This window comes from Pseudomonas sp. B3(2017) (assembly GCF_002113595.1).
Lineage (GTDB): Bacteria > Pseudomonadota > Gammaproteobacteria > Pseudomonadales > Pseudomonadaceae > Aquipseudomonas > Aquipseudomonas ekonensis.
Genome location: NZ_NEIU01000010.1, coordinates 166,850 through 187,353 on the forward strand (window position 1 = coordinate 166,850; position 20,504 = coordinate 187,353).

The window sequence follows — 20,504 nt, forward strand, 5'->3', positions numbered from 1 at the left end:
TTCGCGCCTCCTTATGGGGTTTCGATGCGCCGCTGCAACAGGTTGATCAGCAGCAACAGGACAAAGGAAACCACCAGCATCAGCACGCCGATGGACGTGGCGCCGGTGTAGTCGTACTGGTCGAGCTTGACCATGATCAGCAGCGGCAGGATCTCGGTCTTCATCGGCATGTTGCCGGCGATGAAGATCACCGAACCGTACTCGCCCACGCCCCGGGCGAACGCCAGGGCGAAACCGGTCAGCCAGGCCGGCAGCAGCGCCGGCAGCAGCACGTGACGGAACACCTGCAAGGGCTTGGCGCCCAGGCACGCGGCGGCCTCTTCGACCTCACGGGGGATGTCCGCCAGCACCGGCTGCACCGTGCGCACCACGAACGGCAGGGTCACGAAGGTCAGCGCCAGGGTGATGCCCAGGGGGGTGTAGGCGATCTTGAAGCCCAGGTCCGCGGCGAACTGCCCGACCAGGCCGGTGGGGGTGTACAGCGCCGTCAGCGCGATGCCCGCCACCGCCGTCGGCAGGGCGAACGGCAGGTCGATCATCGCGTCGATCACCTTGCGGCCGGGGAAGCTGTAGCGCACCAGCACCCAGGCCAGCAGCGTGCCGATGACGCCGTTGATGACCGCGGCGCACAACGCCGTGCCGAAGCTCAGCTTCAGGGCGGCCAGCACGCGGGGGGCGGAGATGATCGTCCAGAACTGATCCCAGGTGAGTTGGGCGGCGTGGACGAACATCGCCGCCAGCGGGATGAGCACAATCAGACTGAGGTACACCAAGGTGTAGCCCAGCGTCAGCCCGAAGCCGGGTATGACGGGGGAGATACGACGCGACATAAAAGTCCTTGGTCAAAAACACATCTAACAATGTGGGAGCGAGCCTGCTCGCGAAAGTGGAGTATCAGGCGACATGAATGTTGACTGATACTCCCTCTTCGCGAGCAGGCTCGCTCCTACAGTTTTTCAGGCTGCCAAATCAGATTACTGCGCCTGATAGATCTGGTCGAACACGCCGCCGTCGTTGAAGAATTTCGGCTGCGCGGTTTTCCACCCGCCGAAGTCCTTGTCGATGGTCACCAGTTCCAGTTTCGGGAACTGCTGGGCGTACTTGGCCGCCACGTCCTTGTCACGCGGACGGTAGAAGTTCTTCGCCGCGATCTCCTGGCCTGCCGGGCTGTACAGGTGCTTGAGGTACGCCTCGGCGATCTGCTCGTTGCCCTTCTTCTCGGCGTTCTTGTCGACCACCGCCACCGGTGGTTCGGCGAGGATCGACAGCGACGGCACGACGATGTCGAACTTGTCGGCGCCGCCGTCTTCCTTGAGCGCCAGGAACGCTTCGTTCTCCCAGGCCAGCAGCACGTCGCCCTGACCGTTGTTGACGAAGGTGATGGTCGAGCCACGGGCACCGGTATCCAGCACCGGCACATGCTTGAACAGGGTCTGCACGTAGGCCTTGGCCTTGGCTTCGTCACCGCCGTTGGCCTTCAGGCCATAGGCCCAGGCGGCGAGGAAGTTCCAGCGTGCGCCGCCGGAGGTCTTCGGGTTGGGGGTGATGACCGACACGTCGTTCTTGATCAGGTCGCCCCAGTCCTTGATGCCCTTGGGGTTGCCCTTGCGCACCAGGAACACGATGGTCGAGGTGTACGGCGTGCTGGCCTCCGGCAGGCGCTTCTGCCAGTCCGCCGGCAGGGTCTTGCCCAGCTTGGCGATTTCGTCGATGTCGCCGGCCAGCGCCAGGGTCACCACGTCAGCGCGCAGGCCGTCGATCACCGCCCGGCCCTGCTTGCCCGAACCGCCGTGGGACTGCTGGATCTTCACCGTGTCGCCGGCATGTTTCTCCTGCCAGAACTTCACGAACTCGGCGTTGTAATCCTGATACAGCTCACGGGTCGGGTCATACGACACGTTGAGCAGCTCGTAGTCCTTGGCGACCGCAGAACCGGCAAACACAGCGCTGGCCAGGGCGGCCAAAGCGTAACGGCGAATCGACGACATGGGGAAAGCTCCTGGAATTCTGGGTGGTGGCTTTTTCTTATGGATTGCGAAAAGCGGTTTGCCTGTTCAAGACCGCCGTCTGCGCCGACGCCGGCATCAATCCCCCGCAGGCGCTGGCGCAGACCGGGATCGCGGTTCAGCCGGTCTTGTTGCCCGGCTGCTGCAGACGGAATTTCTCTTTGCGTTCGATCTGAACCACTTGGGCGTTGTGCACAGTGATCTCCACCGCGCCGAAACGCAGGTCGCGCAAGGCGCTCTGGATTTCGCGAAGGATGGTGCTTTCGTCCTGACCGTCAACGCTACGCAGGGATGCGCTCATGGTGCTGCTCCTTTGTATGGGATGTGCCTGGCAGCGGCTCGCGCTGCGTCCGGCGTGGGAGCAATATAAGAGAGGGCTGGATATTCTTAAAAAGACTATTTAAGAATGTTTATATAACTTGAAAACATTAGCTGACGGGACAAGGGCTTGCGGCCAAGCCCCCTGTGGAGAGGGCCATTGCTCCCTCTGGTCTGCACCGCAGACCCGAACCCCGGGCGGGAGCTAGCGCCCTCGCCACGGGAGTATCCGCAGCGAGGCCGTCAGCCGATGACCGGAACCCTGGACCAATCGATGTCCTGCGCCGGCACCGGCCGCCCGAACCAGTAGCCTTGCCCCAGGTCGCACGCCTGCTCCAGCAGGAACGCCGCCTGCTCGGGCTGTTCGATGCCTTCGGCGTGCACCTGCATGCCCATGCTCCGGGCCAGTGCGATGATCACCCGCACGATCGCCCCGTCATCTTCGTCCCACGGCAGGCCGGCGACGAACCCCTGGTCGATCTTGAGCTTCTGCACCGGCAGGCGCTTGAGCCGCAGCAGCGACGAGTAGCCGGTGCCGAAGTCGTCGATGGCCAGGCGGATGCCCAGCTCGCGCAGGCGATGCATCTGCTCCAGCGCCACCTCCGGATCGTCCATTACCGCGCTTTCGGTGACTTCCAGCTCAAGGCAGGCCGGATCCAGCCCGGTCTCGTGCAGCACCTGCGCGACCTGCCGGTACAGCTCGCGGCGGGCGAACAACCGGGACGACACGTTGACCGCGACGAACGACAGCGCCACCCCCGCCTGTTGCCACTGGCACATCTGCCGGCAGGCCTGGCGCATCACCCAGGCGTCGATGTCGGCGATCAGGCCGGTGCGTTCGGCGATGGGGATGAACTCCGCCGGTGACACCAGCCCCCGCTGCGGGTGCTGCCAACGCACCAGCGCCTCGACCCCCACCAGGCGGCCGCTGTGCAGGTCGTGCACCGGCTGGTAATAGACCCGCAGCTCCTGCTGCTCGAGCGCGCGGCGCAGTTCGAAGGCGATCTCGACCCGCTGCTGGGCGTGGGCGGTCAGCTCTTCGGTGTACAGCGCATAGCCGTTGCGGCCGCTGCTCTTGGCCTTGAACAGCGCCGCATCGGCGTTGCGCAGCAGTTGCTCGGCGCTCAGGGCATCGCTGGGGAACAGGCTGATGCCGATGCTGGCGTTGATGAACAGCTCGTGGCCCTCCAGGCAGAACGGCTCCTTGAGGCCGTCCAGGATGCGCTGGGCCAGCACCGCCGCCTGCGCAGGCTGCGGGCAGCTTTCGGCCAGCACCGCGAACTCGTCGCCGCCGAGCCGGGCCAGGGTGATGCCCGCCCCGAACAGATCCTGCAGCCGTGCGGCGACGGCCTTGAGCAGGCGGTCGCCGACGCTGTGGCTGAGGCTGTCGTTGATCAGCTTGAAATGATCCAGGTCGACCATCAGCAGCGCGCATCCGCGCTTGTGGGTCTGGGCCGACGCCAGCGCCTGCTCGGCGCGGTCGCTGAACAGCAGGCGGTTGGGCAGGTCGGTCAGCGGGTCGTGGTGGGCCAGGTGCTTGAGTTCGTGTTCCGAGTCCTTGATCGCGCTGATGTCGGAAAACACCGCCACGTAATGGCTGAGCCGGCCCTGATCGTCGCGGATGACGCGGATCGTCTGCCATTGCGGGTAGATCTCACCGCTCTTGCGCCGGTTCCAGATCTCGCCGCTCCACTCGCCGCTCGTCTGCAGCGTGGCGAACATCGCCTGGTAGAAGCCCGGCGGATGGTGGCCGGACTTGAACAGGCTCGGCTGCCGGCCCAGCACTTCCTCGCACCGGTAACCGGTGATTTCCATGAAGGCGCGGTTGACGTGCACGATCAGCCCCTGCCGATCCGTCACCAGCACCCCCTCGCGAGTGCAGTCGAACACGGCGGCGGCCTGGCGCAGGCGCTCGCGGTCGGCCTGACGCTCGCGCAGCCGGGCGCCGATGCCGAGGCATTCGAACAACCGCGCCCGCGCGAGAAAGATCAGCCCGGCGCTGAGTGCCACGAACACGTAACCGTTGATCAGTTGCCAGTGCAGCAAGGCCACTGAATCATCGAAGAAACTGTTCAATAAGTAGCCAGTCCCCTGCAGCCAGACCACCGCCAGAACCAGGTAAAGCAGCGCTGCACGCAAGGCATCGCGATAAGAGGCAGACATTCGGCCGTCCATGTCCCTACAAAAAAGTTGGGATTATAGGTCAAGAAACATCCAGCCAACTCTTATCTGAAAGGGCGACTGGTTTTATCTGTGTGCTTGGTGATAATGCAGCGGCTGTTTTTTCTCTACAGAGGGGCCCAAAGGCTATGTGGTACGAAGGTTTTCTCGGCTTGTCGGCCTGGTCGCTGGTGGCCGTCACCCTGTTGATGACCCACGTGACGATCGTCAGCGTCACGGTCTATCTGCACCGCTACTCGGCCCATCGCTCCCTCGAGCTGAATGCCGGCCTCAAGCACTTCTTCCGGTTCTGGCTGTGGCTGACCACCGCGCAGAACACCCGCGAGTGGACCGCGATCCACCGCAAGCACCACGCCAAATGCGAAACCGAGGACGACCCGCACAGCCCGGTGATCAAGGGCCTGTCCACGGTGCTGCGCAAGGGCGCCGAACTGTACCGCGAAGAGGCCCGCAACCCCGAGACCCTGCGCATCTACGGCAAGAACTGCCCCGAGGACTGGATCGAACGCAACCTGTACAGCCGCCATAAGCTGCTGGGCGTGGCGATCATGGCCGTCATCGACCTGCTGCTGTTCGGCACCATCGGCATCACCATCTGGGCCATCCAGATGATGTGGATCCCGGTCTGGGCCGCCGGCGTGGTCAACGGGCTCGGCCATGCCGTGGGCTACCGCAACTTCGAATGCCGCGACGCCGCGACCAACCTGGTGCCATGGGGCATCCTGATCGGCGGCGAAGAACTGCACAACAACCATCACACCTACCCCAATTCGGCCAAGCTGTCGGTGAAGAAGTGGGAGTTCGACCTGGGCTGGGCCTGGATCAAGGTCTTCTGCTTCCTGCGCCTGGCCAAGGTGCAGCGGGTCGCGCCGATCGCCCACCGCGTCAAGGGCAAGGGCAGCCTGGACATGGACACCGCCATGGCGATCCTCAACAACCGCTTCCAGATCATGGCCCAGTACCGCAAGCTGGTGATCGCTCCCCTGGTCAAGCAGGAACTGGCCCGGGTCGACCATTCGGTGCGCCACCAGTTCCACCGGGCCAAGCGCCTGCTGTCCCGGGAAACCAGCCTGCTGGAAGACCGCCACCACGTGCGCATCCAGAACATGCTCGAGCACAGCCACGCGCTGGCGGTAATCTACGAGAAGCGCCTGGCCCTGCAGCAGATCTGGATCAAGACCAGCACAAACGGCCACGACATGCTCGCTGCCATCAAGGACTGGGTGCATGAGGCCGAGGCCAGCGGCATCCAGTCCCTGCGCGACTTCGCCGACCAGCTGAAAACCTATTCGCTGCGCCCTTCAGCCGCCTGACCGGTAACCGGGCAAGCCCTCGCTCACAGGAGGGCTTGCCGCTGCAAGACCGGCAACGCGGTGTCCCCTGAATCCCCCTCGCCACGACCGCCCGGCGGGAGCCTCCCTCCCTCACCGCAACAGCGCGGAACTTAGCCCCGCATCCCCCATCTCAAAGACACTTCGCCACCCCGGCAGGCTCAGCTGTGGCCGCTGCGAACCGGCGGCACACCCTTTGAGATTCGCGTCGATGGTCAATAACAATGAAAACGGCTCATCCCCTTCCCAGTGGCCCGAAGCCGCGCAAACGCTGATGGCGCTGATGCACGCCCAGGGCGAAGTCGCCCGCCTGAGCGAACGGGAGCAACTGTTCAGCTCGCTGCTGGTCAGCGTCAATGCCGTGTTGTGGGCCTTCGACTGGGAAACCCGTCAGGTGCTCTACGTCAGCCCCGCCTACGAGCGGATCTTCGGCCGCTCCGCCGGGCTGCTGCTGGCGGACTACAACCAGTGGCGCGACAGCATCTACCCCGACGACCTGGACTACGCCGAACGCAGCCTCGCCGACGTGCTGCGCAAAGGCGCGGTGGAGGACCGCGAATACCGGATCATCGCCGCCGACGGCCAGGTGCGCTGGCTCAGCGACAAATGCTTCATCAACCGCCAGGAAGAACCGGGCCGGCCGGTGATCATCGTCGGCATCGCCGAAGACATCACCGAAAAGAAGCAGATGGAAACCGAGCTGCAACGCCTGGCCACCACCGACGCGCTGACCTGCAGCAGCAACCGCCGCCACTTCTTCGAATGCGCCCACCGCGAGTTCGAGCAGGCCCGCCTGCAAGGCTCGCCGCTGGCGTTCCTGCTGCTGGACATCGATGACTTCAAACTGATCAACGACACCTACGGCCACCCGGAGGGCGACAGCGTCCTGCAACGGATCGCCGAGTGCGGACGCGACTCGCTGCGCAGCGGGGATCTGTTCGGGCGCATCGGCGGCGAGGAGTTCGCCGCCGTATTCCCGGGATGCGCGCAGGACTTTGCCCTGCAAGTGGCCGAACGCCTGCAGCGGGAGATCCAGCGTTTGAGTTTCCAGCATGGCGAACACGCCTACGGCATCACCGTCAGCCAGGGCCTGACCTGCCTGACCGTCGACGACGAAAGCCTCGACAGCCTGTTCGCCCGGGCGGACGCGGCCATGTACAAGGCCAAAAGGCTGGGCAAGAACCGGATCGTCTGCGGCTGAGCCGCCTCCGGCCCTGTGGGAGCCGGCCCGCCGGCAGGAACTTTGCTCCAGACCCGGCTATTTGCGCATCCGCGTCAGTTCCGGCAGGCCGATCTTGAGCAATCGCGCCGTACGGCTCTTCGCCAGTTCCTCGACGCCTTCCTGCTCGGTCAGCCGAGCCATCTGCGCCGCCATGTTCATCACCAGCGCCTCTCGGGAATACACTCCGCCGCCGAGCTGGTAGACCGACGCGATCAGCTCGCGCAGCTCCAGCGGCAAGCGCCAACGGGTACGCAGCGCCGAACCGTAGGCCGCGCCGAACGCCACCAGCGCGTCGCCCACTTCTTCCGTCTCGTCCAGCGCACCGCCGGCCTGCTTCCACTCCTGCAGGCAGCGCAGCAGCGCCAGATCGCCGAGGCGGTGCAGCAGCCCCGCGCAATAGCAGCGCTCCTGATCCAGGTCGAGCAACCGCGCCAGTGTCCGGGCATATTCGGCGGTGTGCAGCGACAGGCCCCAATAGCGTTCGGCGTAATCGGCCAGGTACGGGTCGCTGAGCTTGGCGCTGCGCTTGAGCGCCAGGCCCAGGATCAGGTTGGTGCTCTGCCCGGTGCCCAAGCGGTGCAGCGCCTGGGCGAGGGTCTGCACCGGTGCGCCATGGTGCTGGGCAGCACTGTTGGCGGCGGCGATCAGCACGGCGGTGATCTGCGGATCGGTGCGGATCTCTTCCTCCAGCAGCTTCAGGTCCAACCCGTCGGGATTGAGGCTGCGCTTGATCGCCACCTGCACATCGGTCATCAGCGGCGCGCCGTCGGTCTGCTCGCGGCGCCGCTCCAAGAACACCGACAGGGTCATGCCCGGCGCCAGCGCCGGCACTTCGCAGAACACTTCTTCCCCGGCGCTGAGCAGCAGGCCTTGCAGGCGCTCGGTCAGGCTCTCCATGTTCAGCGGCTTGGTCAGATAGGCGGTCGGCGCCAGCGGCAGGGCCTCGCGCACGCTGGCGCTGTCGTTGCGGGTGCTCATCAGGATGAACGGCAGCGGTGGGTTGCGCTTGCGCTGGCGGACGCTGCGCAGCACGTTCAGGCCGTCGACGCCGGGCAGCTCCCAATCGACGATGGCCAGGTCGTAGGGCACTTCGCCCAGCAGCGACATCGCCTGCTGGCCATCGGCGCACAGGTCCAGCCGCGCGTCGCAGCGCACGTTCAGCAACACCTGCTTGAGCAGATCGCGCGACCAGGGGTCGGCCTCGGCGATCAGGACTCTCGGTACAGCGGGTAAATCGACGGCAGTCATGCTCGCCCTCCCTTGCAATGGTTGAACCTTAGCCAATGCTGGCGATTCGATACAGCCCGGAATCGAAGGATGCGTTCCCCAGGCAACAAAAAACCCGCCGAAGCGGGTTTTTTGTCGATCCGGTCACACGGTGCCCGGCCTTACAGCTCGGCGAAGCACTCTTCGATGATCTTCAGGCCTTTGTCCAGCTGCTCGTCCGGCGAGGTCAGCGGCACCAGCACCCGCAGAACGTTGCCGTAGGTGCCGCAGGACAGCAGGATCAGGCCTTTTTCACGGGCCTTGGCCACCACGGCCGCCACGGCGGTCGGGTTCGGCTTGTGGCTGTCGCCGTTCTCGAACAGCTCGACGGCGATCATCGCGCCCAGGGCACGGACTTCACCGATCACCGGGTACTTGGCCTGGATGGCCTTGAGGCCGGTCACCAGACGCTCGCCGACGGCCTTGCAGCGGTCCAGCAGCTTCTCTTCCTCGAACACTTCCATCACCGCCAGCGCAGCGGCGCAGGCGATCGGGCTGCCGGCGTAGGTGCCGCCCAGGCCGCCCGGTGCGATGGCGTCCATGTATTCGGCCTTGCCGCATACACCCGCCAGCGGGAAGCCGCCGGCGATGGATTTGGCGAAGGTGGTCAGGTCGGCGGCGACGCCCATCTGCTCCATGGCGAAGAAGGTGCCGGTGCGGCCGGCGCCGGTCTGCACTTCGTCAGCGATCAGCAGGATGCCGTGCTGGTCGCACAGGGCGCGCAGACGCTTCATGAACTCTTTCGGCGCGACGTAGAAACCACCCTCGCCCTGCACAGGCTCGATGATGATCGCGGCGATGTCCTTCGGCTCGGCGTCGTTCTTGAAGATGCGCTCGATGCTGGCGATGGAGTCGTCGATGCTCACGCCGTGCAGTTCGTTCGGGTACAGCGCACGGAAGATGCCGCCCGGCATCAGGCCCATGCCGGCGGAGTAAGGCACGACCTTGCCGGTCAGGCCCAGGGTCATCATGGTGCGGCCGTGGTAGGCGCCGGTGAAGGCGATCACGCCGGCGCGGCCGGTGGCGGCACGGGCGATCTTCACGGCGTTCTCGACGGCTTCGGAACCGGTGGTCACCAGCAGGGTTTTCTTGGCGAAGTCACCCGGCACGCGGGCGTTGATCTTCTCGCACAGTTCGACGTAAGGCTCGTAGGCCAGTACCTGGAAGCAGGTGTGGGTCAGCTTGTTCAACTGCTCGGTCACGGCGGCGATGATTTTCGGGTGCACGTGGCCGGTGTTCAGCACGGCGATGCCGCCGGCGAAGTCGATGAACTCGCGGCCTTCGACGTCGGTCACGGTGGCGTTCTTCGCGGAGTCGGCGAAGATCGGGTGGATCTGGCCGACGCCACGTGGAACAGCGGCTACACGGCGGGCCATCAGATCAGCGTTAGTCTTGCTCATTACATTCCTCATTCGCCGCTCATCGGTCGGCGTGGTTCAAGGATTACGCAGCGGGGAGGCAACTGGGGCAGCATGCGATGATCGACTGCCGCAGCTATCCCGGCCGCAGAGAAAATTCCGTTGTGGAGCGACGCAAAGGGACAGCGCTCTCGTGCCCTTTGCGCTTGGAGCAAAGCCTTGCCGGCGCGTCTCAGACGCCCAGGCAGAGGTATTTGATTTCCAGGTAGTCCTCGATGCCGTACTTGGAGCCTTCACGGCCCAGGCCCGACGCCTTGATGCCGCCGAACGGCGCGACTTCGTTGGAGATCAACCCGGTGTTGACGCCGACCATGCCGTATTCCAGGGCCTCGGCCACACGGAACACACGGCCCAGGTCGCGGGCGTAGAAGTAGGAGGCCAGGCCGAACTCGGTGTCGTTGGACATCGCGATCACTTCGGCTTCGTCCTTGAAGCGGAACAGCGGCGCCAGCGGGCCGAAGGTCTCTTCCTTCGCCACGGCAGCGTCCTTGGACACGTTGGTCAGGATGGTCGGCTCGAAGAAGTTGCCTTGCATCGGCTTGCCGCCGGACAGCACGGTCGCGCCCTTGCCCACGGCATCGGCGATGTGTTCCTGCACCTTGGCCACGGCCTTCTCGTCGATCAGGGGACCTGTGGTGGTGCCCTCTTCCAGACCGTTGCCGATCTTGAGCTTGGCCACGGCGGCCTTCAGCTTCTCGGCGAACGCGTCGTAGACCGCATCCTGGATGTACAGGCGGTTGGCGCAGACGCAGGTCTGGCCGTTGTTGCGGTACTTGGAGATGATCGCGCCTTCGACGGCCTTATCCAGGTCCGCGTCGTCGAACACGATGAACGGCGCGTTGCCGCCCAGCTCCAGGGAAACTTTCTTGATGTCCTTGGCGCATTCCGACATCAGTTGGCGACCGATCTCGGTGGAGCCGGTGAAGGACAGCTTGCGCACGGTCGGGTTGCCGGTCAGTTCGCTGCCGATGTCGCCGGCGCTGCCGGTGACCACGCTGAACACGCCTTTGGGAATGCCGGCGCGCTGGGCCAGTTCAGCCAGGGCGAAGGCGGAGAACGGGGTCTGCGAAGCGGGCTTGAGCACCATGGTGCAACCGGCGGCCAGGGCCGGGCCGGCCTTGCGGGTGATCATCGCCGCCGGGAAGTTCCACGGGGTGATGGCGGCGGTGACGCCGATCGGCTGCTTGATCACGATCAGGCGCTTGTCTGGCTGGTGGCCAGGGATCACGTCGCCGTAGATGCGCTTGGCTTCCTCGGCGAACCACTCGATGAACGAGGCGGCGTAGACGATTTCGCCCTTGGCTTCGGCCAGCGGCTTGCCTTGTTCGAGGGTCATCAGGCGGGCCAGGTCGTCCTGGTTCTCGATGATCAGCTCGAACCAGCGGCGCAGCTTGGAGGCGCGCTCCTTGGCGGTCAGCGCACGCCAGGCCGGCAGCGCCTTGTCGGCGGCCTCGATGGCGCGGCGGGTCTCGGCGGTGCCCATCTTCGGCACGGTGCCCAGGATTTCGCCCGTGGCCGGGTTGTTGACCTTGATCGTCTGACCGTTGTCCGCATCGACCCAAGCGCCATCGATGAAGGCTTGCTGGCGGAACAACTGGGTGTCTTTAAGCTGCATGTCGGCTTTCCTTAACAGCACCGCGCACGGCGCGGAGCAAAATTATGATTGTAGAAAGGCGCCTCTCGAGGCTGCCGTCAGGGAAATCATTCACCGGGTGAAGCACATGGATGGCGCACGGTCCGTAGCGTGTGCGGCTCAGCATCCAGACAAGGAGCGTTTGAAATCTCAAACGAATCCTAGGTTCAACAGGTTTAAAGGACAATAGGCCGTTCGAAAAAAAGAACAAAAACGGCGCATTTGTTGAGGTTTTCGGATCAACGAGCAAAAGGCCCCGCTCGGTGGGCGGGGCCTTTTGCAGTATCGGCGACAGGTGTTTCAGGTCTTCGGCGCCTTGGCGGCGACATCCTGGAGGATGTTCCGGGTCGCCAGGGCATCCGCCGTGGTGTCGAGGCTGTAGATCTGCATCACGCCCTGGGTGGCCGCCGCCTGGGCCAGGATGTTCTGCTGTTGCTGGGCGTTCACGGCATTCTCGAACAGGATGCCGGTGGAGTGCGCCATGGATTGGTAGAGACTGCCCAGCGCCATCGCCGGCGCCTCGGCCAACACGTTGACGTTGGTTTGGGTGACCGCATCGGTGATCTGATCATTCACGGTTGCCATGTTCCGGCTCCTTTCGCTGGACGATGGGTTGCTCATGCATTGGCGGCCCGCTCGGCCAGGTTGGCGCTGAAGCGGGCGATGCTCTGGTTGATCCGTTCAAGCGCCTGGTCCACGCCTTCGCCGTCCAGGGCACCGGTGGCCGCCGCGACCGCCGCGGCGCCGCCGACCAACAGGTGGGTGTTGAGGGCTCCCAATGCGCTTTCGCTGGCGATCTCCAGCTCGTCGTTGACGATGCTTTCGGTCATCTTGCGCAGCAGCACGCCCTGGGCGGCCAGGGCCAGTTTGGTCACGCTGTCGAAATAGCTGGCCGCCGACTGCGCCACCAGACCGCTGGCCTGACGCACCAGCAGCTCCGACGCCAGGGCCGAGACCACCGGCGTCTGCGTGGCCAATTGGGTGTTCAGCAAATTGATCGACTCGACGATCTGCCGGTTCAGGGATTCGCTGCCGACGCCGTCGGCCACCTGCTTGAGCAATTGCTCGTTGAGCGATTCCAGCAGCGAGGCCGCCGTGGCGGCGGGGTCGGCCGCTGCCGGCTCTGCGGCGGCGCTGCGGGCCTGCTCCTTGTCCGTCATGATTTGTCTCCCACCGCCAGGATCTGCCGCACGGCCGCCGCCACCGTGGCGTTGCCGACGATGTTCATCGCCTGCTGGTGGCTGACCGCGTTCTCCAGGGCCAGGCCGACCGCGTGGCTGGCGACCTGGGACAGCGTGGCGATGGCCGTGGACGGCGCAGAGCCCACGACCTGTACGTTCGATTGGGTGACGGCATCGGTGATTTGGGGATTGACGGTAGTCATGGGTTTCTCCTTGGGGATGGGCATCCGGAAGCCCGCCGCAGGAAAACGATAGATCAGCCGCGCCAAAGCGCCAGAAGCGCTCATTGCAGGACATTGCAGCCGGCCGGCGCGCAGAAAAGGCCGGTAACGGAAACGCAATTCGCCAAGCTGAAAACCGGCATGGACGCCCCGGATCGACCTAGGTATGATGTCGCCCGCTGCACCAGTAGCTCAGCTGGATAGAGTACTGCCCTCCGAAGGCAGGGGTCGTGGGTTCGAATCCCGCCTGGTGCGCCATGAATCGAAACGAGAAAGCCCCGGACCGCAAGGTCCGGGGCTTTTTTGTGGGTGCCGGAACGGGACGGTTTCGGATCTACTCCGTCGTCCAGTCGAACTCGTCGTACCCGTCATCCTCGTCTTCCCCGGCCTCCAGGTCGAAAACGTCATCTTCGTCAGCCACGTTCTCTTCCGCTTGGTTCAGCAGAAACTCCTTGCGGGCTTCGGTAATCGCTCGCCGCATCTCCTCGCCCTTTTCCGGGCAGTTGAGGAGTTGGGCGATGCGGTCGATTTTCGGTGCCACGGTGTTCTCCAGCGCATCGGCAATGCCCCGATAGTGCGCGCTTTTGCGGGGCAATGCCAAATCGCTGGCGGACGGAGCGGTCATTTTTCCTGCAATTGCGTGAGCCGCGCGTCGAGGTCGGTGCCCGGATAGCGCTTGTGCAGTTCGTTGAACAGCCTGTCCGCCGCCTGGGCCTGGCCGGCTTCGCGCAGGCGCAGGACCTCGCGCAGTTGCCGGTCGAGGCCGTTGGCCGGGGCCGCGGCGCGCTTGCTGGCCTTGGCCTCGTCAGCGCTGTCGGCGCTGAGCGCTTCGCTCTCCATCGGCGCCGCCCTTTCGGCCATCGGCGCCGGCGCAGGGGCCGACAGCGCGGCGGCCGGTGCGGCCAGCGAGCGGGATTCGGCCGCTTCCTGGCGGGCCGCCGGCGCAGCGGGTTTGGCGGCGGGGGCGAAATCGTAGCGCGGCACCGGCTCGGGCGCCTGCTGCACCATCGACAGCATCAGCGCCACGCCGACCAGGCTGGCGAACGCCACCTGATAACGCGGCTGACGGCACATCCGCAGCCAGCGCTGCCACAGGCCCGGTTTCGCGGCCGGTGCCTGCCGGCGGGCGGCGTCGAGGATGAATGCATCCAGGTGCGGCGACGGCTCACCAGCGTGGTGCTCGCGCACGTGCGAAATCACCGGGTCTTCGGGTGTCCGGCGGGCGTCAGTCATGTCAGTACCTCCTCGGTCAGCAGCCGACGCAGTTTTTGCTGGGCGTAGCGTAGGCGGCTCTTGACCGTTTCCAGCGGTGTTTCGGTGAGGCTGGCGATCTGCGCCAGGTCGAGGTCGCCGTGGGCGCGCAGCAGGAACACTTCGCGCTGGTCGGCGGGCAAGGCCTGCAGGGCGTCCTCCAGGCGCTGACTGTCGCGGCTCAGGCTCAGCAGTTGTTCGGGATCGGTGGTTTCGTCGCTGACGGCGTGCGCCTGCTCGTCGTAGCTGTCGTGCAGCGGCTGGCGGGCGCCGTGCTTGCGCCAGTGGTCGATCAAGCGGTTGCGGGCGATCTGGAACAGCCAGGTGCGGAACGTCGCCCGGCCCTGCGGCCGGCTGGCGCTGCGGATCAGGCTCAGCCAGGTTTCCTGGTACACCTCCTCGGCCAGTTCGGGCTTGCCGCTCAGGCCCAGCAGAAAACGGTACAGGCCCTGACGGTGGCGGGCGTACAGAATCTCGAACGCCGCGCCGTCGCCCTCGCGGTAGCGCGCCAGCAGCGATTCGTCACTGCTGGCGGCAAGGCTGTCCTTGGCTGCGAACAGCTGGCTGATGAAGCCCTTCAGGCCGCTCACTATTCAATCCGTCGCTCGGTGGCTTCAGGGGCCGACGCCGTGGTGTCGCGCAGGCTCCGGGTCAGTTCCACCATCTGCACAAATTCGTTGCGCAGGCCGAAGCGGTCATCGCCACGGGCGCCACGGGCCAGGTCTTCGGTGTCCTTCAGGCTGAAATCGCCGGTGTAGCGCCCGTCCTTGAGCTGCTGGGAAAACGCGGCGACGGCGGCGGCGAACCGCAGGTCTTCGCTCGGCGGCGCGACCCGGTCGGCGATCGGCCGTTCGATGAGCAGGCTTTTCCCACCTTGAGGCTGTTGATAACGCACACGCAGCATCGCCAATTCTCCATTCTTTTGCGACGCCGCCGCGCCGGCCTTGCCGTAGCGCAACGGCTCCAGCCAGCCCTTCTCTCCGCTCGGGACGATTTCGTACAGCGCCGTCACCGTATGCCCCGCACCGATCTCCCCGGCATCGACCTTGTCGTTGCTGAAGTCTTCGCGCTTCAGGGCCCGGTTCTCGTAGCCCAGCAGCCGGTATTCGCTGACCTGCGCCGGATTGAACTCCACCTGCAGCTTGACGTTCTTCGCCACCGTGGCCAGGGTCGAACCCAACTGGTCCACCAGCACCTTGCGCGCCTCGCGCAGGTTGTCGATGTAGGCGTAGTTGCCGTCGCCGGCATCGGCCAACTGTTCCATCAGGTGTTCATTGTAGTTATCCACACCGAAACCGAGGGTGGTCAGGGAGATGCCGGTCTTGCGCTTATCCACAGCCATTTGCTTGAGGCTGTCGAAATCGCTGACGCCGACGTTGAAGTCGCCGTCGGTGGCCAGCAGGATGCGGTTGATGCCGTTGGGGATGAACGCCTGCTGCGCCATCCGGTAGGCCAGTTCGATGCCCGAGGCGCCGGCCGTGGAGCCGCCCGCCGTCAGTTGTTCGATGGCGTTGCGGATCTTCGCCTTGTCCCGCCCGGACGTGGGCTCCAGCACCACCCGCGATTCGCCGGCATACACCACCAGCGACACCCGGTCCTGCTCGCGCAACTGATCGACCAGCAGTTTCAGGGTGCCTTTGACCATCGGCAGGCCTTCGCGGCGATCCATCGAGCCGGAGACGTCCACCAGGAACACCAGGTTGGCCGGGGCCAGTTCCGCCACCGCGCGGTCGGATGCCTTGATGCCGATGCGCAGCAGCCGGGTGTGCGGGTTCCACGGCGTCGCGGCCAGTTCGGTGGTCACGCCGAACGGCGAGCCGTCGGTGGGCAGCGCGTAGGCGTAGGCGTAGGGGAAGTAATTGACCATCTCCTCCAGGCGCACTGCGCCTTCGGGCGGCAAGCGGCCCTGGTTGAGCAGGCGGCGGACGTTGGCGTAGGCGCCGGTGTCGACGTCGGCGCTGAAGGTCGAGACCGGTGCCTCGGCGACGCTGTGCACAGGATTGTCGGCCAGTGCCTGGTACTGCTCGCGGTACTCGTCACGGTAGCCCTGTGGATAACTTTCTGCGGCAGGCATCGGCGCATAAGCGGCCATCGGTGCGGCGCGCAGGCTGCGCTTGGCCATCGCGCTGTCCGCCATCGCCGCTTCCTCCCGGACTTGAGGGGCGGAGGGAACCGGCGGCGCCACTGTACGGGAATCCGGTGTGGAGGACGCGCCGCAGCCGGCGATGACCAGCATCACGGCGGCGGCGACGGGGCGCAGGAACAGAGAAGGAAAGGACATGGGGGCTGACCTCGGGCGGAAATTGATCCATTCATCCCCTGAGACGGGCAGCCCCTCGCGTTCGGGTTAACCCCGCAAAACTTTTTTTCAGCGGTGGTAGCGCCGCACCGCGCTGCTGTTGCGCAGCACGTGGCCCTTGATCTTGTCCATCAGTTCGGCGCGGGTCAGCCCGGCGGGCAAGGCGTCCGGGGCCAGGTCCAAGGCGTAGATCTGGATGATGTAGTGGTGGGCGCTGTCACCGACCGGCGGGCACGGGCCGATGTAATGGGTGGTGCCTTTGCTGTTGGTGCCGCCGACGCCTTCGAGGGCCGACTTGGCGCCGACGCCGGCCGGGATCTGCCGGGTGGTGGCCTTGATGCCGTAATGAATCCAGTGATCGACGCCCAGGCCCTTCTGGCCGTCCGGGTCGTGCATGACGATGGCGTAGCTCTGGGTGCCGGTCGGGCCCGCGTTCCAGCTCAGGGCCGGCGACTGGTTCTTGCCGCCGCAGCCGCTGGCGTCGCTGGCCGCTGCCGAGGTGAACAGGCGGTTGTCCGACACGCCGGGGATGCTGAGGGTGAAGCGCTCCTGGGCCTGCGCCGGCAACTGCACGCAAAGGGCGACGGCAAGGGCCGCCAGCCAAGGGTTGAGAGAAATCGATCGGGTCATTCCGGGAGCACCTTGTGCGGTTGGGCCTTCGTCGGCCTGCAAACTATAGCCGTACCGTTCATGCCGTGGCAGTGGCAATTGGCTGAACCTGGGAATCGGCGCCAAACTCGTAAGAGAAACACTTGCGTGGAGCACGATCATGTCCCTGCACCGTGTCGCCCGTTTCGCCGATGTCCCCGAAGACCGTGGCCTGCCGGTGCAGATCGGCGAACAGAAGATCCTGCTGGTGCGCGCCGGAACCAGCCTGCGCGCGTTCCAGGGCGAATGCCCCCACGCCGGGGCGCCGCTGGCCGAAGGGGCGATCTGCCATGGGCGCCTGATCTGTCCGTGGCACAAAGGCGCGTTTCGCCTTGAGGACGGCGCGCTGTGCGAACCGCCGGCCCTCGACGGCCTCATCCGCTACCCGCTGGAGCTGCGCGGCGACGAGGTGTGGGTCGACGATCAGCCCTTGGCGGATCCGCACACGCCGCCGGCGGACGATCCGCGCACCTTCGTCATCGTCGGCGCGGGCGCCGGGGGCACCGCCTGCGCCGCCGCGCTGCGGGAGAAAGGCTTCGGCGGGCGGATCGTCATGGTCGACCGCGAAGCCGGCGCCGGGTACGACCGCACGGTGCTGAGCAAATTCGTGCTGGCCGGGGAAATGCCGCCCCGGGAAACCCCGGCGCTGCGCGATGAAGGGTTTTACCGCACGCAACGCATCGAGCGCCTCGAAGACGAAGTCACCGCCCTCGACACCGCTGCGAAGACCCTGCACCTGAAGCACGGCGCGAACCTGGCCTACGACGCCGCCGTGCTGGCCACCGGAGGCTCGCCCAACCGGTTGACGCTGCCCGGCGCCGACCTGCCGCAGGTCTTCGTGCTGCGCTCCAGGCTTCAGGCCGAATGCATCCTGGACAGCGCCCGTCCCGGCCAGCGCGCAGTGATCGTCGGCGACGGTTTCATCGCCCTCGAGTGCGCCTCGGCCTTGCGCCAGCTCGGCCTCGACGTGACGGTGATCGCCCACCACGCCGTACCCTTCGCGGCCCGCTTCGGCGACGCCGTGGGCCGCGCGGTGCGGGCGCTGCACGAGGACAACGGCGTCAGGTTCATCACTGGGCATGAGGCGCGCGAAATCATCGGCGACGGCAAGGTCGAGGCGGTGCTGCTCGACAACGGCCTGCGCCTGTCGGCGGACCTGGTGCTGGCGGGAATCGGCGTTCACCCGGCCACCGAGGCCTTCGCGTCGCTGCCGCGGGAGGAGGACCTGTCGCTGCGGGTGGACGACGGCATGCGCGTGGCCCGGGACGTGTGGGCCATCGGCGACATCGCCACGTTTCCGCTCAACGGCCGGCCCGAACGCATCGAACACTGGCGCCTGGCCCAGCAGCAGGCGCGGATCGCGGCGACCAACATGCTCGGCGGCGAGGAGCATTACCTGGACGTGCCGTACTTCTGGACCTGGCATTTCGGCAGGAGCTACGATTGCCTGGGCCATGCCGCGCACTGGGATGAGGTGGGGTTCAACGGCGACCCCGGCCAGCCGCCCTTCATCGGCCTGTTCGGCAGCCAGGGCGTGGTGGTGGCGGCCGTGGCCTGCGAAGAGGACCGGGCCATGGCCCTGCTGGCCGAACGCATGAAGCAGCCGCTGCCGATGGAGGAAGCCTGGCGGCTGATCCGCAGGCTCAAGTGATCCGGTGGCTCGGCTCGCGGTTGTCGTCGTCCTCGGCGTGCAGGAAGATCACCCGGGGATGCTCCAGCGGCGCCAGCGGCGGCGGCAGTTCGTCGGGCGTCACCGGCCAGAAGTGCGGCACCACATGGCTGACGTCGCCTTCCTGATCGTTGTGGATGGTCATCACCCCGCTGCCGCGCAGCTTCTGCAGGCGGTCGTCGCACAGCTTGAAGCTTTTGCTCAAGCCTTCGTCGTCCACCACCGGCGCCGGCAGGCGGCGCTGGGCGAAGCTCTTGCTCTTGCGCTGCTGGTAGCGCGCCCAGCCGATCAGGATCACCGCGTTGACCAGCGCCACCCACAGGTAGATCTGCAGGGTGCCCAAGGCCTCGAACGCGGAATTGTCGATCCGCGGCCCGCCTCCATGGGTGTCGATCAGCGGCCACAGCCCGCGCACCAGCAGGTACAGCAGGCCGACCCAGGCGAGCACGGTGATGAACACATCGACCACCACCAGGAAGGGCCGTTGGCGGGTCCGGATGATTTTCATTTGATGACCTCCTCTTCGTCGTCCCCGACCGGTTTGATGCCCCGGTCGGGACTGACCCAGCGCGCCCGCTTCTGGTGCTGGCCGAACAGCACTTTGGGGAAGCTGACCAGCGTGGTCAAAAGGCTGATGAACCAGAACACCAACGGATACCAGACCACCCAGAACATGGTCTTGCCCAGCCCCGGCTCGTAGCGCCGGTCGATCACGATGCTGACCGCGAACTGCACCAGGCAGACGAACGCCAGCAGCAGCCCGGTGAACGCCGGCGGCATCAGGTGGTGCACCGCGATGGCGTCCGGCAGCGCCACGAACTTGCCGACCGCCCAGAAGATCACCGACAGCAGGAAGGTGAACGCCCAGCCGGTGGACAGGCAGTACTCGAACAGCAGCGGCCAGAGGTAGCGGTGGCGGTACTGCCAGATCCCGCGGATGTTCTTGAACAGCACTTCGGCGCCGCCCTGGGCCCAGCGCAGGCGCTGCTTCCACAGGCCGCGCAGGGTTTCGGGCATGAGGATCCAGCACAGCGCGCGGGGCTCGTAGAAGATGCTCCAGTGATCCAGTTGCAGCTTCCAGCTGATGTCGATGTCTTCGGTGATCATGTCCGGGCTCCAGTAGCCGACCCGGTGCAGCGCCGTGCGGCGGAAGGCGACGATCACCCCGGACACGGTGAAGATCCGCCCGAACACTCGCTGGGTGCGCTTGATCAGGCCGATGATCGAGGAGAACTCGCCGACCTGAACCCGCCCGACCAGGGTGGAACGGGTGCGGATCCGCGGGTTGCCGGTGACCGCGCCGAGCCGGGCGTTGTCAAGCATCGGCGCCACCAGGTAGGCCGCGGTGTTCGGCGCCAGCAGCGCATCGCCGTCGATGCACACCAGGTACTCGCTGCGCGCCGCGATGGCGCCCATGCGCAAGGCCACAGCCTTGCCCTGGTTCTCCGCCAGGTGCAGCACGCGCAGGCGCGGGTCTTCCTTGGCCAGGGCGTCGAGCACCTCGGCGGTGTTGTCCTTGGAGCCGTCGTTGATCGCGATGACTTCGATGTTCGGGTAATGCTGGGCCAGCGCCGCGTGGATGGTGTCGGCGGCGTTGTCGCCCTCGTTGTAGCAAGGGATCAGGATCGAGATCAGCGGCTCGCCGGCCAGGGGCGGCGGCAGCGTGTCGTCCTTCCATGGCCAGTGCCGCTCCCAGTGCAGCCAGAAATACAGGCCGCCGGAGATCCACAGCCCGGACATGAACAGCGGGTAGAAGAACACGAAGTCCATCAGGAACTGCCCGGTGACCAGGAAGATCAGCCCCAGCGGTACGCCGAGGACGAGCGCCAGAACAAGCAGGGCCAACAGTCTATCCAGCAT

The 20,504-nt window shown here is 65.7% G+C and carries 20 protein-coding genes and 1 tRNA gene; 4 read left to right on the forward strand and 17 right to left on the reverse strand.

Annotated elements, in window-relative coordinates:
* Positions 1-11: 11 nt before the first annotated feature.
* The 4 genes from cysT to dibA form a co-directional block, all read right to left on the reverse strand.
* Complete coding sequence (gene cysT, locus CAG33_RS16780) at positions 12-830, reverse strand: sulfate ABC transporter permease subunit CysT (RefSeq protein ID WP_085582075.1); 819 nt, start codon at positions 828-830, stop codon at positions 12-14.
* A 144-nt stretch (positions 831-974) separates the two neighbouring features.
* On the reverse strand, positions 975-1,988 hold the full coding sequence (locus tag CAG33_RS16785; RefSeq protein ID WP_085582077.1) for a sulfate ABC transporter substrate-binding protein: 1,014 nt from the start codon (positions 1,986-1,988) through the stop codon (positions 975-977).
* Positions 1,989-2,124: 136 nt separating this feature from the next.
* Positions 2,125-2,307 (reverse strand): sulfur starvation response protein OscA, encoded by a 183-nt coding sequence (gene oscA / locus CAG33_RS16790; RefSeq protein WP_085582079.1) that lies wholly within the window; start codon positions 2,305-2,307, stop codon positions 2,125-2,127.
* A gap of 260 nt (positions 2,308-2,567) precedes the next feature.
* Positions 2,568-4,487 (reverse strand): phosphodiesterase DibA, encoded by a 1,920-nt coding sequence (dibA, locus tag CAG33_RS16795; protein WP_085582081.1) that lies wholly within the window; start codon positions 4,485-4,487, stop codon positions 2,568-2,570.
* A gap of 146 nt (positions 4,488-4,633) precedes the next feature.
* Between dibA and desA the strand changes: the two genes are divergently transcribed.
* Positions 4,634-5,818: a delta-9 fatty acid desaturase DesA gene (gene desA / locus CAG33_RS16800; protein WP_085639504.1), complete on the forward strand. Its 1,185-nt coding sequence runs from the start codon at positions 4,634-4,636 to the stop codon at positions 5,816-5,818.
* Positions 5,819-6,047: 229 nt separating this feature from the next.
* On the forward strand, positions 6,048-7,037 hold the full coding sequence (locus CAG33_RS16805; protein WP_085582085.1) for a sensor domain-containing diguanylate cyclase: 990 nt from the start codon (positions 6,048-6,050) through the stop codon (positions 7,035-7,037).
* A 57-nt stretch (positions 7,038-7,094) separates the two neighbouring features.
* Here CAG33_RS16805 and CAG33_RS16810 read toward each other — a convergent pair whose 3' ends face one another.
* From CAG33_RS16810 to CAG33_RS16835, 6 genes are all read right to left on the reverse strand, one after another.
* On the reverse strand, positions 7,095-8,306 hold the full coding sequence (locus CAG33_RS16810; RefSeq protein WP_085639507.1) for a response regulator: 1,212 nt from the start codon (positions 8,304-8,306) through the stop codon (positions 7,095-7,097).
* A gap of 140 nt (positions 8,307-8,446) precedes the next feature.
* Complete coding sequence (gene gabT, locus CAG33_RS16815; protein ID WP_085582089.1) at positions 8,447-9,724, reverse strand: 4-aminobutyrate--2-oxoglutarate transaminase; 1,278 nt, start codon at positions 9,722-9,724, stop codon at positions 8,447-8,449.
* A gap of 190 nt (positions 9,725-9,914) precedes the next feature.
* The gene (gene gabD / locus CAG33_RS16820; RefSeq protein ID WP_085639510.1) at positions 9,915-11,357 is read right to left on the reverse strand and encodes an NADP-dependent succinate-semialdehyde dehydrogenase; all 1,443 of its coding nucleotides are present in this window, start codon (positions 11,355-11,357) and stop codon (positions 9,915-9,917) included.
* A gap of 318 nt (positions 11,358-11,675) precedes the next feature.
* Positions 11,676-11,960: a RebB family R body protein gene (locus tag CAG33_RS16825; RefSeq protein ID WP_085631847.1), complete on the reverse strand. Its 285-nt coding sequence runs from the start codon at positions 11,958-11,960 to the stop codon at positions 11,676-11,678.
* Positions 11,961-11,992: 32 nt separating this feature from the next.
* Positions 11,993-12,535 carry a hypothetical protein gene (locus CAG33_RS16830; protein WP_085639513.1) on the reverse strand — a complete coding sequence of 181 codons (543 nt, stop codon included), beginning with the start codon at positions 12,533-12,535 and terminating at the stop codon, positions 11,993-11,995.
* A complete protein-coding gene (locus tag CAG33_RS16835; RefSeq protein ID WP_085582097.1) occupies positions 12,532-12,759 on the reverse strand; it encodes a RebB family R body protein in 228 nt (75 codons plus the stop codon). The genes CAG33_RS16830 and CAG33_RS16835 overlap by 4 nt, the downstream gene beginning before the upstream one ends.
* Positions 12,760-12,958: 199 nt before the next feature.
* Between CAG33_RS16835 and CAG33_RS16840 the strand changes: the two genes are divergently transcribed.
* Positions 12,959-13,035 (forward strand) — tRNA-Arg (locus CAG33_RS16840).
* Positions 13,036-13,111: 76 nt separating this feature from the next.
* On the opposite strand, the gene CAG33_RS16845 is transcribed toward CAG33_RS16840, so the two are convergent.
* From CAG33_RS16845 to CAG33_RS16865, 5 genes are all read right to left on the reverse strand, one after another.
* Complete coding sequence (locus CAG33_RS16845; RefSeq protein WP_371856105.1) at positions 13,112-13,402, reverse strand: hypothetical protein; 291 nt, start codon at positions 13,400-13,402, stop codon at positions 13,112-13,114.
* Entirely contained in the window at positions 13,399-14,010 is a 612-nt protein-coding gene (locus CAG33_RS16850) for a hypothetical protein (RefSeq protein WP_085631845.1), read from the reverse strand. Before CAG33_RS16850 ends, CAG33_RS16845 begins: the two co-directional genes overlap by 4 nt.
* Entirely contained in the window at positions 14,007-14,588 is a 582-nt protein-coding gene (locus CAG33_RS16855; RefSeq protein WP_170930022.1) for an RNA polymerase sigma factor, read from the reverse strand. Before CAG33_RS16855 ends, CAG33_RS16850 begins: the two co-directional genes overlap by 4 nt.
* Before the next feature lie 29 nt (positions 14,589-14,617).
* Positions 14,618-16,309, reverse strand: coding sequence for a VWA domain-containing protein (locus CAG33_RS16860; protein ID WP_085639519.1), 1,692 nt, complete (start codon positions 16,307-16,309; stop codon positions 14,618-14,620).
* Between the two features lie 87 nt (positions 16,310-16,396).
* Positions 16,397-16,957, reverse strand: coding sequence for a YbhB/YbcL family Raf kinase inhibitor-like protein (locus CAG33_RS16865; protein WP_085639522.1), 561 nt, complete (start codon positions 16,955-16,957; stop codon positions 16,397-16,399).
* Between the two features lie 139 nt (positions 16,958-17,096).
* On the opposite strand from CAG33_RS16865, the gene CAG33_RS16870 reads away from it, so the two are divergent.
* Complete coding sequence (locus CAG33_RS16870) at positions 17,097-18,626, forward strand: FAD-dependent oxidoreductase (protein WP_085639525.1); 1,530 nt, start codon at positions 17,097-17,099, stop codon at positions 18,624-18,626.
* Here CAG33_RS16870 and pgaD read toward each other — a convergent pair.
* Together pgaD and pgaC are read right to left on the reverse strand one after the other, a co-directional pair.
* Positions 18,619-19,152, reverse strand: a complete 534-nt coding sequence (gene pgaD / locus CAG33_RS16875) for a poly-beta-1,6-N-acetyl-D-glucosamine biosynthesis protein PgaD (RefSeq protein WP_085582109.1) — start codon at positions 19,150-19,152, stop codon at positions 18,619-18,621. The genes CAG33_RS16870 and pgaD overlap by 8 nt on opposite strands.
* Entirely contained in the window at positions 19,149-20,504 is a 1,356-nt protein-coding gene (pgaC, locus tag CAG33_RS16880; protein WP_085582111.1) for a poly-beta-1,6-N-acetyl-D-glucosamine synthase, read from the reverse strand. The genes pgaD and pgaC overlap by 4 nt, the downstream gene beginning before the upstream one ends.